The organism is Chromobacterium sp. FG89 (assembly GCF_057808735.1).
Window position 1 is genome coordinate 1 of sequence record NZ_JBMDIQ010000034.1, and the last position, 13,808, is coordinate 13,808.

The following is a 13,808-nucleotide window of genomic DNA, read 5'->3' on the forward strand; positions in this document are numbered from 1 at the left end:
TCCAGGGTGAAGGATTCGACCGACAGCAGCTCGGCCGGCAGTTCGGCGATCTTCAGGTGATAAAACTGTTGCGGCGGCATGGCGGAGTCTCCAGGTGGACTTGCCCCTCGGGCCGTGGAGGCGGCCCGAGGGAGCGCTTAGTTCTTGGCCTTGGGCATTTGCGAGACCAGGGACAGGTTGATGTCCAGGCCTTCCACCTGGAAGTGCGGCACGATGAACAGCTTGACCTTGAAGAAGCCCGGATTGTCTTCGATGTCTTCGACGACGACCTGGGCGTCGCGCAGCGGGTGCGAGGCTTGCAGTTCGTCGCTGGGGTCGGTCATCTCCGTGACCAGGAGCTTGATCCAGGTGTTGAGCTCCAGTTCCAGCAGACGGCGGTCCTTGGTGGCGCCGATGTTTTCGCGCTGGATCAGCTTCAGGTAGTGCGCCAGCCGCGACAGCAGGAAGATGTAGGGCAGCCGCGCGTTGATGCGGCTGTTGGCGCTGGCTTGCTTGGTGTCGTACAGCGCCGGTTTTTGCGTGGAGTTGGCGGAGAAAAAGCAGGCGTAATCGCGGTTTTTGTAGAAGGACAGCGGGATGAAGCCCAGGTTGGCGAATTCGAATTCGCGGGTTTCCGGTATCAGCACTTCGGTGGGGATCTTCACCTGATTGCCTATGCCCAGGTCGTACAGGTGGATGGGCAAGTCTTCCACCAGGCCGCCGGCCTGCGGGCCGCGCACTTGCACGCACCAGCCGTTGCCGATGAAGCTGCGCACCATATTGGCGGCAAAGGCGAAGCCGGCGTTGGTCCATAGGTAGCGCTGATGGTCCGGGCCTTTGACGTTTTCGGCGTAGTTGAAGCTGCGCACCGGCACGGTGTCGGGGCCGTAAGGCAGGCGGGCCAGGAAGCGCGGCAAGGCGAGACCGATGTAGCGGGCGTCGTCGCTATCGCGGAAGCTGCGCCATTTGATGTATTCCGAGCGGTCGAAGTAGTTGGCCACGTCCTGGATGGCGGCGACTTCGGCCATGCTCTCCTTGCCGAAGAAGGCCGGTCCCACGGCGCCGATGAAGGGCATGTGGGCGGCGGCGGACACTTTGGCGATGTCGCGCAGCAGGGCGATGTCCTGCGGCCCGCGGTCGAATTCGTAGTTGGAGATGATGGCGCCTATCGGTTCGCCGCCGGGGGTGTCGTATTCCTGGATGTAGGTGTGTTGGTACAGGCCGCTCTGAATCACTTCCGGCGCGTCGTCAAAGTCGTTGCGCAGGTCTTCCTTGCTGACGTCCAGCACTTCGATCTTGACGTTTTTGCGGAAGTCGGTGCGGTCCACCAGGAAACGCAGTCCGCGCCAGGCGGATTCGATTTGCTGGAAGGACGGGTTGTGCATCACCGCGTCCAGTTGACGGCTGATTTGCGCGTCGATGCGGGCGATGTGGAAGTCCAGCAGGCTTTTGTCCAGGCGGTCCACTTTTTGCGAGGATTCCTGAATCATTTTCAGGAATACGTTCACCGCCACGGCGATGCGCTCGTCCAGCGGCGCGTCCGACATCGCCTCCGCGGTTTGGTAAGCCTCGATGGGCTGGGCGCTGGCCACCGGGGACAGGTTGATCTTGGCGCATAGCGATTCATACACGCTGGCCGGGGACTCCAGCACGATGGTGTCCTCGGGCTGCTGTTGTTTTTGGGTCGACATGAGCGGGCTCCTGATTTAGTGGGCGGCTTGGCTGAGCGGGATGATGCGTTCCAGTTCGCTGCGCAGGTTGGCGGAGAGGGAGTCGTCGCGCAGGATTTTTTCCAGCTCGCGGCGGAAGGAGGCGTTGTCCAGCAGATTGGCTTTGAGGTCGCGCAGCAGATTGCGCATCGCCAGCAGCGCGCGCAGTTCCGGAATCCGCGCCGCCACCTGTTCCGGGTGAAAGTCCTTCATGGCCTTGAAGTCCAGTTCCACCGCCATTTCGGAACCGTCGCCGGCCAGCGTGTTTTCCACCACCAGCTTGGCCTTGGGGTTGAGTTCGGCCAGCACCGCGTCGAAGTTGTTTTTGTCGATGGACACCTTTTCCCGTTCCGCCAGAGGCCGCTGTTCCTGGCCATGGCTGTAGTCCCCCGCCACCAGCAGTTTCAGCGGGAGTTCGACTTTCTTCTGCGCTCCGCCGGTATGCAGGTCCAGCTTGATGTTGACCCGCGCGGCGGGCACTTCGTTTTGAAAGCTTTCAGCCATGGTGTTTCCTCCTGCGATCAAGGTTTGAAGCATGTCCATTTTCCATGCGGGCAAATGGGCGGTTGGCCATTTTTCGCGTCGTCTCCGTATTTTTTGGCGATGCGCGATCTGGCGGATATTCTGTGTTTTCCCCTCTTTTATTTAGGTCAACAAGCTTGCGTTATTTGATTTTGTATTTATGTATGTTTCGTTTTATTTTTCAATGTTAACCAGATTATGGGGTTTGAGGCAATATGGTCGTTGGGTTGACAGGGTGGCTTGTTTGGTGGCTAGAATACGCCTTGTTTATGGCTTCGTGCCTTATTGATTTCAATGTCATAAATAGTTTATTTGTTTTTTTGTATTGATTTTATGGTTTAATTTTTGAAAATGTTTTTTGTTTTTATTGGTTATTTATTTTTGATTTTTTATTGTGATTGGCTTGCTGTGAATTTTCAAAAACTCCGTGCGCTGTTTTTCAATGTTACGGCGTGCTGTTTCAGAGCCTAATCAGAGGTTGTCCGCATGAAAGTTTTTCGTCCGATGTGGGTGGAGGGCGCTTTATTGTCCCCTCAGCATTTTCAGCAGCAGTCCTTGTGGTTTTCCCATTTGGCGGCCTTGTTCGGACGTTTGGCTCAGCCCTATTTTTGGGGCTGTTGGGAGGTGGAGTGGGATGAGGCCGCGCTGAGCCTGGGCAAGCTGAAGCTGGAAAGATTGCGTTTGGTCCTGCCGGACGGCGCCGTGGTCGACTGCGCCGAGGCGGACCGCTTGCCGCCGGCGCGGGATTTTGCCGCGCCGGCCGAGGCGCTGAGCGTGCAGGTTTTTCTGGGCTTGCCTTTGTGGGAGGCCGGGGGAGGCAATTGCGAGCGCGAAGGCGAGACGCCGGCGCGGCCCAGGCGGCAACGTTGCGAATACCTGGAAGTGGAGGACTTGTACGACGGCCCGCCGGCGGAGCTGGCGGTGGAGCGCGGCAATTTGCGCTTGCTGTTGGAGTTTGAGGAGCGGGCGGACTATGTCTGTTGCCCCTTGCTGCGTTTGAGCCGCAACGGTCAGGGAAGATGGACGCGGGATGCGACGTTCTGGCCGCCGGCGCTGCGTTTGGACACCGCGCCGGGTTTGCTGGACATGCTTGGGCGGATAGAGGAGATGCTGCTGGCGCGCAGCCGCCAGTTGTCGGAGCGCCGTCGCGAGCGCGGACACGGCTTGGTGGATTTTTCAGTGTCGGATGCGGGCCTGTTCTGGTTTTTGCACTGCGTGAACAGCGCCTGGCCGGTGCTGGCGCATTTGCGGCAGACGCCGGCCAGCCACCCGGAAACGCTGCACCGAGCGTTGGCGCAGTTGTGCGGCATGCTGTCCACGTTTTCGCTACAGCAAGATCTGGCGGATATTCCCGCTTACCGGCATGAAGACGCCAGGCCGGGTTTCCTGCAGCTGGAAGACTGGATCAGGGGCTGCCTGGATACGGTGATCCCCTCCCAGGTGGTGTCGGTGCCTCTGCAGAAAGGGGAGTCGTCGATGTGGCATGGCCAGTTGGCTGATCCCAGGCTGGGCGAGCAGGGCGGCTTTTATCTGTCGGTGAGGGCGGATATGCCGCCGGCGCAGTTGCTGGAGCGTTTTCCGGCGGTGTGCAAGATCGGCGCGCCGGAGGATGTGGAGACCGTGGTCAGCACCGCTTCCGGCGGCGTGCCTTTGAGCGTGCCGCCGCGTTTGCCCGCCGCCTTGCCGGTGCGGATGGAAAACCTGTACTTCGTTCTGGACGCCGGCCATCCGGCCTTCCAGCGCATGCTGGCCGCGCAGGCGTGCTCTTGCTATGTGCCCGCGTCTTTGCCGGGCGTGGTGGTTGAACTCTTCGTGGTGTTGAAATCATGAGCAAGCAATTTCCGCCGGAGGCTTTGGCCCGCAGTTTCCGGGACACCGCGCTGACGGTGTCGATGTTGGCCGACAAGGACGCGCCGGAGCATGTGGAGGATTGGCGCGAGCACGCGGCCGGACTGGTGAGCGCGACGCGCGAGGCGCTGCGTCAGGCCGGCGCAGGCGAGGCTTTGATCGAGCGGGCCAGTTACGCGCAATGCGCCTTGCTGGACGAGGCGGCGCTGCGCCGACTTGAGGGCGCGAAGCGGGCGGCTTGGGCGCGGGAGCCTTTGCAAGTGCGCTTTTTCAACAGTTATCAGGCCGGTGAGGTGCTGCTGGGACAGATGCGGGCGCATTTGGCGCAGCCGGCCGCGGAGCCGGCGCTGGGCTGGTGCTATGCGATGGTGCTGGCCTTGGGGTTTCGCGGCGGGGAGGACGACGCGGCCAGTCAGGTTCTGTTGGGGCAGTTGAGCGCGGGCCTGCCTGCGCCCTTGCCGCTGCCTTCCGGCGAATTCGACGGCGGGGTTGCCATGTTGCGCGGCGGCGCGTCCCGGCGTTTCCGGCGCTTGGCTTTGCCGCTGGCCGCGGCTGGGGCGGGCTTGCTTGCGGTGTGGCTTGCGCATGCCGCGCTGAGCGGTTGGTTGAATGCCGCCGATGCCGCCTTGGCGTTGACGTAAAGGGGGCGGGCGATGCGTATTCACGCGCATTTTTTCTGTTTATGGGCGCTGTCGCTGGCGGCGGCCTTGTGGTGGTTGGCGCAAATGGCGCCGTGGAGCGGGGCGGCGCGCCTGGGCGCGGGGCTGGCGGTTACGGCGTTCTGCTTGGGCTGGGCGGGCTTGAGGCTGCGGCGCTGGCGCCGCGACGGCGCGACGTGGGAGTTGTTGCTGCCGGGTTTGCTGGATTTGCCGCAGGGCTGGCGCAGCGGGCGCGCTGCGGTGGTGGAACTGGAAAGCCGGCGAGGTGCCTATGTGGCGGTGGAGGACGGCGTGCTGAGGGTGATGGTGCCGACTCCGGCTTTGCTGGAGCGCGCGGTAGCGGAACTGGTGGCCTGGCGGCGGGGTTCGCCGCCGGACGCCTTGGCCTTGCGTTTGGACGCGGCGGCCGAATGCAGCGAGCCGGCCTGGTTGGGGCGCTTGCAGGCGTGGCGACAGGCGATTGCCGACGTGGAACGTCGTTTGGCTTGCCGCTTGCCGGTTTATTTATTGGTGGGATTCCCCGCGCCGGCGCGCAGCGCAGGCATGGACGGCGCTCTGGGCGTGGTGTTGCAAGGCGATCCGTGCGCCAGCCTGCGGCAGTGGCGAGAGCGGTTGGAGGATTGGCGCGACCGGATGGAACTGCAGCCGCCGGCCTTGGGCGACGAGGGCGCGCGAGCGCTTTTCGATTTGCGTTTGCGCGCCGGCGCGGTGGGAGGCTGGCTGGGCGCTCAGGTCTTGCCCGCCATATTGCAGGGGGCGACGCCGGCCCCGGCGCCCGGCTTGCAGGGCATCGCCTTGCTGCCGGCTCAAGGGCGGGACGCGGCGCTGTCGCCGTGGGGCCGTTGCCGGCAGGCCTTGAGCGGTTTGGCTGTGCGTTCGCTCAGCCTGGACACGGGCGAGCCGGAAGGCGTGCCTGGAAGCTGGCTGTTCGGTTTGGCGCCGGGCGCGCGCTTGCCTGCCGTCTGGCGGCTGGTTTTGAGCCTTTGGCTCTTGGCTTGCCTGACGGCCGTGGCGGCGTTCGCGGCTTCGGCCTGGTCCAACCGAGCGTTGCTGGAGCGCTTGTCGGCCAATGTCGCGCATTATCGCGCGCTGCCGATAGAGCGGGACGAGGCGCGTCGCCAGGCGCTGCTGACGCTGGAAGGCGACGCGCGCGAGTTGCGGAGCCATGTCGATCTCGGCGTGCCTTTGCGCTTGGGATTCGGCTTTTACCGGGCTCAGCCGTGGCGGGAGCGCATTGCCCGGCTGATCGCCGATTACCGCCCGCCGGCGGCGGCTCCGGCCTCGGTGTCGCTGGACAGCCTGTCCTTGTTCGATAGCGGCAAGGTGGTGTTGCGCGCCGGAGCGGAGGCGGCGTTGCAGCCCGCATTGGCGGCGCTGGCGCGTTATCCGGAGCGAAATGTGCTGGTGGCCGGCCATACCGACAGCGTGGGCCAGGCGGAAGCGAATCAGCGCTTGTCGTTGCAGCGCGCCGCGGCGGTGCGCGACTGGCTGGCGCAGGAGACCGGCTTGCCGCTGACCCGTTTTGCCATCCAGGGCTACGGCGCTACGCGGCCGCTGGCGGGCAATGAGGATGAGGAGGGCCGGGCGCGCAATCGGCGAGTAGAGATTACCTTGCTGCCGGCGCTGCCCGTCAGGTGACGAGCGGCAGGCGGCGAGGAGGCCGCAGGGTGCGGCGCGCTCGCTCCGCGGCGTCGAGCTAGGACGAGACGGCGAGCGAGCTTGTTTAAACTTAAGTTATTAAGTTAAGCCAAGGAGGGTTTGATATGGCGATACCAGCGTATATGTGGTTGAAAGACGACGGTGGCGCGGACGTCAAGGGTTCTGTGACGGTGCAAGGCCGGGAGAACAGCGTGGAGGTGGTGGAGTTCGACCACGCGGTGCGCATTCCCACCGATGGCAACACCGGCAAGTTGACCGGCACCCGCGTGCATGAGGCGCTGACCCTGGTCAAGGAGTTCGATGCTTCATCGCCTTATCTGTACAAGGCGGTGACCAGCGGCCAGACGCTGAAGGAGGTCGAGTTCAAGTGGTATCAGATCGACGACGCCGGCAGCGAGCAGGAGTACTTCAACATCAAGCTGGACAACGTCAAGGTCGTGTCGGTGGCGCCCAAGATGTACAACATCAAGGACCCGGACCGCGAGCGCTACAACCACTTGGAGGAGGTGGAAATGCGCTACGAGAAAATAACTTGGGCTTACAAGGACGGCAACATCATCCACTCCGACAGCTGGATTGAAAACCGTTAGCGCCGCCGCGTACGGCAAGCGCGGGGCTTAGGCGAGCGGCCGGCTTGGCGGTTCGTTGCAGCGCCTCGCGCTTGCCGGCGGGGGTCCAAGGGAATTAGCGATGCCGGCCTTTCTGGCCGGCATGCGCTTTGTTTGGGAAAAGACGGACATGACTCTCGATTCTGTTCATTTGCTGCGGAGACTGAACGAGCACTGCGCCCGGGCGCTGGAGGCGGCGGCCGGATTGTGCCTGGCGCGCACACATGCCGAAATCACGGTTGAGCACTGGCTGGTGAAGTTATTGGAGCAGGGAGACGGCGATCTGGCCGCTTTGCTGCGGCATTACGAGATCGACGTGGATGAGATCTGGCAAGGCTTGCTGGCCGTGCTGGAGCGCCTGCCGCGGGACCGACGCGGCAAGCCGGGCTTGTCGCGAGGGCTGCAGGAGTTGCTGCAGGCCGCCTGGTTGATCGCTTCGCTGGATTTCGGCGGCCAGCAGATGCGTTCCGCTCATCTATACCTCGCCTTGCTGGCGGCGCCGGAGCGTTTGTCTTGCCGGCAGGCCTGGCCATTATTCAGTTTGTCCGCCGCGCAGGTGCGCGCGCGCTGGGCCTGGCTGGAGCAGGTGTCGGCGGAATCCGAGGCGTTGGGATCTGTGGAGGCCGCGGCATCTGCGCCGCCGGAGGCCGGCCGCGACGGGGCCGCGGCGGCGGATGAGCTGCCTGAGGTGTTGAGCCGTTTTGCCGGCGATCTGACCGCCAAGGCGCGCGAGGGTTTGATCGATCCCGTGTTGGGGCGCGACAAGGAAGTGCGCCAGATGGTGGATATCTTGCTGCGTCGGCGCAAGAACAATCCGATCCTGGTGGGCGAGCCGGGGGTGGGCAAGACGGCTTTGGCCGAGGGCCTGGCCTTGCGCATTGCGGCGGGTGAGGTGCCGGAGGCATTGCGCCGGGTGCGTCTGCTCGCGCTTGATCTGGGCTTGTTGCAGGCCGGCGCGGGGGTCAAGGGCGAGTTCGAACAGAGGTTGAAGCAGGTGATAGAGGCGGTGCGCACGGCGGCGGAACCGATTTTGCTGTTCATCGATGAAGCGCATGTGCTGGTGGGCGCCGGCAATTCCGCCGGCGGCAGCGATGCGGCCAATCTGCTGAAGCCGGCGCTGGCGCGCGGCGAGCTGCGGACGATAGCCGCCACTACCTGGTCCGAGTACAAGCAGTATTTCGAGCAGGACGCGGCGCTGGAGCGTCGTTTCCAGATGGTGAAGGTGGACGAGCCGGACGATGCCGCGGCCTGTTTGATGCTGCGGGGTTTGAAGCCGCGCTATGCCGAGCATCACGGGGTGGCGATCCGCGACGAGGCGATTACGGCGGCGGTGAGCTTGTCGCGGCGCTACCTGGCCGGCCGGCAGTTGCCGGACAAGGCCGTGGATTTGATCGACACGGCGGCGGCGCGGGCGCGGATGAGCCTGGAAGGGGCCGCGGCGGAGCTGCAGGGCGCGCAGGCGCGGGTCTTGGCACTGGAAAGCGAGAGCGAGGCTTTGCGGGAGGATGCGCGGCTGGGCGCGGGCAACGCGCAGCTTGAGTCCCGCCTGAGGGCGATCGAGTCGGAACTGGCGGCGGCGCGGCTTGAGAACGAGGCTTTGCAAGGGCGTTATCAGCAGGAACGGCAGGGCGCCGAGGTGCTGCGCAGGCTATGCCGGGAGTGGGCCGGGCGGCCGGACGGCGCTGCGCGGCTGGTCCAGGCGCGGGCCGATCTGGCGGCTTTGCAAGGAGAACGCCGCCTGGCGGCCGCCGACGTGGACGCCGCCTTGGTGGCGGAGGTGATTGCCGATTGGACCGGGGTGCCGGTGGGCAAGCTGCTGGCGGATGACGCGGCCAATCTATTGGGTTTGGCGCCGGCCTTGCGGGAACGGGTGCGCGGTCAGGAGGCCGCGGTGGCCGAGATCGCCCAGTCCCTGCTGGCGGCCAAGTCCGGATTGGCGCCGGGGCGAGGCCCTTTGGGCGTGTTCTTGCTGACCGGGCCGTCCGGCGTCGGCAAGACCGAAACCGGCCTGGCCTTGGCCGATCTATTGTTTGGCGGCGAGCAGGCCTTGCTGACCATCAATCTATCCGAGTATCAGGAGGCGCATACCGTCTCGCAATTGAAAGGCTCGCCGCCGGGTTATGTCGGCTATGGCCAGGGCGGGGTGCTGACCGAGGCGGTGAGGCGGCGGCCGTACAGCGTGATCTTGCTGGACGAGGTGGAAAAAGCGCACCGCGATGTGCTGAACCTGTTCTACCAGGCGTTTGACCGGGGTTTCATGCGGGATGGGGAGGGCCGCGAGATCGATTTTCGCAATACCCTGTTTCTGATGACGTCGAATCTTGGCAGCGAGCTGTTGCTGGAACAGGAGGGGGAGCGGGAGCGCGGGGCCTGGCTGGACGCGTTGCGCCCCGTGTTGCTGGCCCATTTCCAGGCGCCGCTGCTGGCGAGGATGCAGGTGGTGCCGTTTGGGCTGCTGTCCGAGTCCGCCTTGGCGGAGATTGCTCAATTAAAGCTGGCGACGCTGGCCGCGCATCTGAAGGAGTCGCAAGGCATTGAGCTTGAGGCCGGAGAGGACTGCGCGCGGGCGATGGCCGGCGCTTGCGGTAGGCGAGACAACGGCGCAAGGGGCCTGGATCATCTGATCCGGCAGCAGTTGTTGCCGGAAATGGCGGCGCAGTGTTTGCAGTGGCGTTTGGAGCGGGGGGGCATGCCGGCGCGGATTGAGCTGGCGGCGGGGCAGGACGATCAGCTGGAAATGACGTTGTTGTAATCGTCCCGGAGCCTCGCCGATACTTGGCTTCGTCATTTTTCAGCGCTAGTGAATATCACCTTCCATGTTTTTTGCAGCTGGGAAAGCGGATTGATACAATTCAATCCGCTTTTTCTATTATGAATAGAATAAAAGTCGTGCTGTAATGGAAATCGCAGCGATCCGAAAAATCACAAAGACAGGACTTGACGCATGTTCGTCGGAATCGGGTACCTCATAATTCTTGGCTCCGTGCTGGGGGGATTCGTCGCTGCGGGGGGGCATCTCGCCGCGTTGATGCAGCCGCTGGAGGTGGTGATGATCGCGGGCGCCGCGCTCGGCGCTTTCGTGGTGGCCAACGGCGGCGCGCCGCTGAAGGCCACGATGAAGGCTTTCCCCACCGTGTTCAAGGGCACGCCTTACAGCAAGGCCTTCTACATGGAGTTGTTCTCGCTGCTGTTCGAGATTCTGACCAAGGTGCGCAAGGAAGGCCTGATGTCCATCGAGGCCGATGTCGAGAATCCGGAAGCCAGTCCTGTCTTTTCCAAATACACCACTGTTCTGCACGACCACCACGTGGTGGAATTCATCTGCGATTACCTGCGCCTGATGGTGGGCGGCAACCTCAACGCTTTCGAGATCGAGAACCTGATGGACGTGGAGATCGAAACCCACCATCACGAGGGCGAAGTGCCGGTCAACGCGGTCAAGGGCCTGGCCGACGGTTTGCCGGCCTTTGGTATCGTGGCGGCGGTGATGGGGGTGGTGCACACTATGGAGTCCGTGGGCGCGCCGCCGTCCGAGCTGGGCATGCTGATTGCCCACGCGCTGGTGGGCACCTTCCTCGGTATTTTGCTGGCCTACGGCTTCGTCGGCCCGCTGGCCACTATTCTGGAGCACAAGCTGGGCGACGGCACCCGAGTCTACCAAACCATCAAGGTCACCATTCTGGCCAGTCTCAACGGCTACGCGCCGCAAGTGGCGGTGGAGTTTGGCCGCAAAGTGCTGGCTTCGCATGATCGTCCGTCCTTCAAGGAACTGGAAGACCATGTGAAACAGGCGAAGAAATAAGCGGGGGGCGCGATCATGGCTGACGAATCGCAACGGCCCATTATCGTCAAACGCATCAAGAAGGGCGGCCACGGCCACCATGGCGGGGCCTGGAAGATCGCCTACGCCGACTTCGTGACCGCGATGATGGCCTTCTTCCTGCTGATGTGGCTGCTGGGTTCCGCGTCGCAGGGCACCTTGAACGGCATCGCCGAATACTTCAAGACGCCGCTGAAGGTGGCGCTGTCCGGCGGCGCCGGCGCCGGCGACGCCACCTCGGTGATCAAGGGCGGCGGCAATGATTTGACCAAGCAGACCGGCCAGGTCAACAAGTCCGGCTCGCCGCAAGACGAGATCATGCGCAAGCAGCAGGAAAAAGCGTCGATGGAGCAGCTGCAGAACAAGATCCAGAGCACGGTGGATCACAGCGAGCTGCTCAAGGAGTACAAGAACCAGCTCAAGCTGGAAATCACCCCGGACGGGCTGAAGATCCAGATCGTGGACGAGCAGAACCGTTCGATGTTCGACTCCGGCAGTTCGCGCATGCTGCCGCATACCCGCGTCTTGCTGCAGCAGCTGGCGAAAGAGTTGAACATGATGCCGAACAAGATCAGCATCTCCGGCCATACCGACGCCAAGCCATTCGGCAGCGGCCAGGGCGGCTACAGCAACTGGGAGCTGTCGGCGGACCGCGCCAACGCGGCGCGGCGCGAGCTGGTGGCGGGCGGCCTGCAGGACAACAAGGTCTTGCGCGTGGTGGGCCTGTCCTCGGCCAACCCGCTGGTGAAGACCAATGTGTTCAGCCCGGAAAACCGGCGCATCGCCATTGTGGTGCTGAACAAGGAAGCCGAGAGCAATATCCTCAACGACGGCTACAAGCCGCAGATGAACCAGGATGTGATTGGCGGGCCCGCGGAGGGCGGGGCGGAGCCGGCAGAGGCGCCGGCGGAAGCGCCGGCCAAATAATGCCGATGCGAGCCTTGCCTTGTTGAGCCGCTTGCGCCATCTGGGCCTGCAAGTGCTGTCGGCCTTGGCGGCGATGTATTTCGTCGCCCCCGCCGCCCAGCCCTTGGCTTGGGCGATCCTGCAGGGCCTGTGCGCGGCGGCCTTGGCCATTTTCATGCGCCTGCCGGGCTGGCAGCGTTTGCTGCACGGGCTGTTCGTGCCGGCGCTGGCCTTGATGCATCAGGCGGCCTTGCCGCCTTGGGTGTATTTGCTGGGGCTGGCGCTGACTTTCGCGCTGGGCCGCAACGCCGTGCTGGAACGCGTGCCCTTGTATCGCTCTTCCGCTCAGGCGGCGGAGCGCCTGGCCGAGCGCCTGCCGGGGCGGGCCGCCTTGCTGGAGGCTGGCTGCGGAGACGGCAGGCTGGCGGTCTGGCTGTGCCGGCTGCGGCCGGATGTCAGGGTTAGGGCGCTGGAAAGCGCCTGGGGCAGTTGGCTGTTGGCCCGCGCGCGCTGGTGGCTGGCGCGGCGGCCGCGGCGGCTGGAGTTCGCCTGCCGCAGTTTTTGGAGGGAATCTTGGGGAGAGTACGATGCGGTGTACGTGTTTCTGTCCCCGGAGCCGATGGCTAAGGTCTGGCGCAAGTTTGTGGCGGAAGGCCGGCCCGGCAGCCTGCTGGTCAGCAACACCTTCGCCGTGCCCGATGTCGAACCCGATGAACGCATCCCGCTGGGAGGCGCTTTGCAAACCGAATTACTGATCTGGCGCCACCCACATGGAGCTTGCTAACTGGATCAAGTCCATCGCCGAACGGCGTTGGCCGATTCTGCCCAATACGCTGGGCGAGCTGAAGGACATCTGCGCTCGCCACAGCGATCTGATCAATTTCACCGACCTTGCCAATCTCTGTCTGTCCGACCCCTTTCTGCTGTTGGACCTGGTCCGGGTGGTGGGCGGTTCGCGCGCCTTGCAGCGCAATGAAAGCATTCCCTCGGTGGAGCAGACGCTGCTGCTGATGGGGCTGGAGGCGGTGACCAACCGCTTTGGCCGCGTCGCCGCGCTGGAGGCGGTGCCGGACAAGCTGGATGCCGAGGTGCTGGAGGCGGTGGAGGACTGGCTGGGCCGCTCCCGGGTGGCCGCCTTGCTGATCAAGGAGTGGCTGTCTCTGCAGGGCGATCACAAGGTGGAAGACTGTTTCGTGGCCGCCTTGCTGTACAATCTGCCCGCCTGCCTGTTCATGATGCAGCGCAATCAATTGCCGGACCGCCCGCTGCTGCAGGAAATGTCCAACGCCTTCGATTGCGATTACGCCCAGGTGCTGGAGCAATTCATCAAGCTGATGCCCTTGCCCACCGGCCTGAACGCCCTGCTGGGGCCGGGCAGTCCGACCAAGCGCCGCCAATTGCTGCGCCTGGCGATGGCCACCGCCAACTCTCTGGAGCAAGGCGTTTGGCGCAGCACCTGGCAGGTGGGCGTGGAGGCCGCGGCCAAGCTGATAGGCTGCGCGCCGCATCTGGCGCATCAGGCGGTGGTGCACGCGGCCTTGTCGGTGGCGCGCCACCCCCGGGCCGTGGGCTATATGTACCCGGTGCGCAGTCTGTTGATGCTGGAAGGGGAGTACAAGCGGCCCAGCTTGCAGAAAACCGCGGCCTTGAGCGACGCGGAGCAGATGGAAAAGGCGATACGCGAATCCATCCGCCACTTGGCCAACGATCTCAAGTTCGAGCGGGTGTTGTACTACCGTTACGATCAGGACGCGCATGCGCTGAAGCTGCGTTATCAGCTGGGCCTGGGCGACAGCCACCCGCTGCGCAAGCTGGCCCTGGGGCTGGAGCCGGGCTCTTTCTTCGCGGTGTTGACCAGCAAGCCGCAAAGCTTCCACGCGCCGGCCCTGGTGCGCCAGCAGTTGGAGCGGCGCTACGAGGATCTGTTTTTCGAACATGTCGGGGACAATGAATTCGCCCTGATCACCCTGTTTGTCGGACATGCGCTGTCCGGCGTGTTCTATGTCGACAACGGCCATAGCGGCCAGGCGATCGACGAGGACAGTTACCACCGTTTCAAGGATTTAGTGGCGCGCCTGACCCTGCTGCCGCAATAGGA

Annotated in this window: 11 protein-coding genes; 9 read left to right on the forward strand and 2 right to left on the reverse strand. The window is 63.8% G+C overall.

Annotation, left to right across the window (positions count from 1 at the left end; genetic code table 11):
* Positions 1-137: 137 nt before the first annotated feature.
* Both tssC and tssB read right to left on the reverse strand, forming a co-directional pair.
* Positions 138-1,670, reverse strand: coding sequence for a type VI secretion system contractile sheath large subunit (gene tssC / locus ACODRW_RS22720; RefSeq protein ID WP_488906737.1), 1,533 nt, complete (start codon positions 1,668-1,670; stop codon positions 138-140).
* Positions 1,671-1,685: 15 nt separating this feature from the next.
* Positions 1,686-2,192: a type VI secretion system contractile sheath small subunit gene (gene tssB / locus ACODRW_RS22725; RefSeq protein WP_107799467.1), complete on the reverse strand. Its 507-nt coding sequence runs from the start codon at positions 2,190-2,192 to the stop codon at positions 1,686-1,688.
* A gap of 504 nt (positions 2,193-2,696) precedes the next feature.
* Between tssB and tssK the strand changes: the two genes are divergently transcribed.
* The 9 genes from tssK to ACODRW_RS22770 all read left to right on the forward strand — a co-directional run bounded on the left by tssK (position 2,697) and on the right by ACODRW_RS22770 (position 13,806).
* Entirely contained in the window at positions 2,697-4,040 is a 1,344-nt protein-coding gene (gene tssK, locus ACODRW_RS22730; protein ID WP_488906738.1) for a type VI secretion system baseplate subunit TssK, read from the forward strand.
* Positions 4,037-4,699 (forward strand): DotU/TssL family secretion system protein, encoded by a 663-nt coding sequence (locus ACODRW_RS22735; protein ID WP_107799465.1) that lies wholly within the window; start codon positions 4,037-4,039, stop codon positions 4,697-4,699. The genes tssK and ACODRW_RS22735 overlap by 4 nt, the downstream gene beginning before the upstream one ends.
* Before the next feature lie 12 nt (positions 4,700-4,711).
* Positions 4,712-6,355, forward strand: a complete 1,644-nt coding sequence (locus ACODRW_RS22740) for an OmpA family protein (RefSeq protein ID WP_488906739.1) — start codon at positions 4,712-4,714, stop codon at positions 6,353-6,355.
* A 125-nt stretch (positions 6,356-6,480) separates the two neighbouring features.
* Positions 6,481-6,966 carry an Hcp family type VI secretion system effector gene (locus tag ACODRW_RS22745; RefSeq protein ID WP_488906740.1) on the forward strand — a complete coding sequence of 162 codons (486 nt, stop codon included), beginning with the start codon at positions 6,481-6,483 and terminating at the stop codon, positions 6,964-6,966.
* A 148-nt stretch (positions 6,967-7,114) separates the two neighbouring features.
* The gene (gene tssH / locus ACODRW_RS22750) at positions 7,115-9,736 is read left to right on the forward strand and encodes a type VI secretion system ATPase TssH (RefSeq protein WP_488906741.1); all 2,622 of its coding nucleotides are present in this window, start codon (positions 7,115-7,117) and stop codon (positions 9,734-9,736) included.
* A 192-nt stretch (positions 9,737-9,928) separates the two neighbouring features.
* Positions 9,929-10,786 carry a flagellar motor stator protein MotA gene (gene motA / locus ACODRW_RS22755; protein ID WP_107799462.1) on the forward strand — a complete coding sequence of 286 codons (858 nt, stop codon included), beginning with the start codon at positions 9,929-9,931 and terminating at the stop codon, positions 10,784-10,786.
* Positions 10,787-10,801: 15 nt separating this feature from the next.
* A complete protein-coding gene (gene motB / locus ACODRW_RS22760) occupies positions 10,802-11,731 on the forward strand; it encodes a flagellar motor protein MotB (protein WP_107799461.1) in 930 nt (309 codons plus the stop codon).
* A gap of 19 nt (positions 11,732-11,750) precedes the next feature.
* Positions 11,751-12,494, forward strand: coding sequence for a class I SAM-dependent methyltransferase (locus ACODRW_RS22765; protein ID WP_488906742.1), 744 nt, complete (start codon positions 11,751-11,753; stop codon positions 12,492-12,494).
* Positions 12,481-13,806: an HDOD domain-containing protein gene (locus ACODRW_RS22770; protein ID WP_488906743.1), complete on the forward strand. Its 1,326-nt coding sequence runs from the start codon at positions 12,481-12,483 to the stop codon at positions 13,804-13,806. Before ACODRW_RS22765 ends, ACODRW_RS22770 begins: the two co-directional genes overlap by 14 nt.
* The last annotated feature ends 2 nt before the right edge of the window (positions 13,807-13,808 follow it).

What these genes read in the sequence shown, in the direction of transcription:
- tssC (WP_488906737.1), bottom strand. Translation starts at nt 1,670, where the DNA reads ATGTCGACCCAAAAACAACAGCAGCCCGAGGACACCATCGTGCTGGAG.
- tssB (WP_107799467.1), bottom strand. Translation starts at nt 2,192, where the DNA reads ATGGCTGAAAGCTTTCAAAACGAAGTGCCCGCCGCGCGGGTCAACATC.
- tssK (WP_488906738.1), top strand. Translation starts at nt 2,697, where the DNA reads ATGAAAGTTTTTCGTCCGATGTGGGTGGAGGGCGCTTTATTGTCCCCT.
- ACODRW_RS22735 (WP_107799465.1), top strand. Translation starts at nt 4,037, where the DNA reads ATGAGCAAGCAATTTCCGCCGGAGGCTTTGGCCCGCAGTTTCCGGGAC.
- ACODRW_RS22740 (WP_488906739.1), top strand. Translation starts at nt 4,712, where the DNA reads ATGCGTATTCACGCGCATTTTTTCTGTTTATGGGCGCTGTCGCTGGCG.
- ACODRW_RS22745 (WP_488906740.1), top strand. Translation starts at nt 6,481, where the DNA reads ATGGCGATACCAGCGTATATGTGGTTGAAAGACGACGGTGGCGCGGAC.
- tssH (WP_488906741.1), top strand. Translation starts at nt 7,115, where the DNA reads ATGACTCTCGATTCTGTTCATTTGCTGCGGAGACTGAACGAGCACTGC.
- motA (WP_107799462.1), top strand. Translation starts at nt 9,929, where the DNA reads ATGTTCGTCGGAATCGGGTACCTCATAATTCTTGGCTCCGTGCTGGGG.
- motB (WP_107799461.1), top strand. Translation starts at nt 10,802, where the DNA reads ATGGCTGACGAATCGCAACGGCCCATTATCGTCAAACGCATCAAGAAG.
- ACODRW_RS22770 (WP_488906743.1), top strand. Translation starts at nt 12,481, where the DNA reads ATGGAGCTTGCTAACTGGATCAAGTCCATCGCCGAACGGCGTTGGCCG.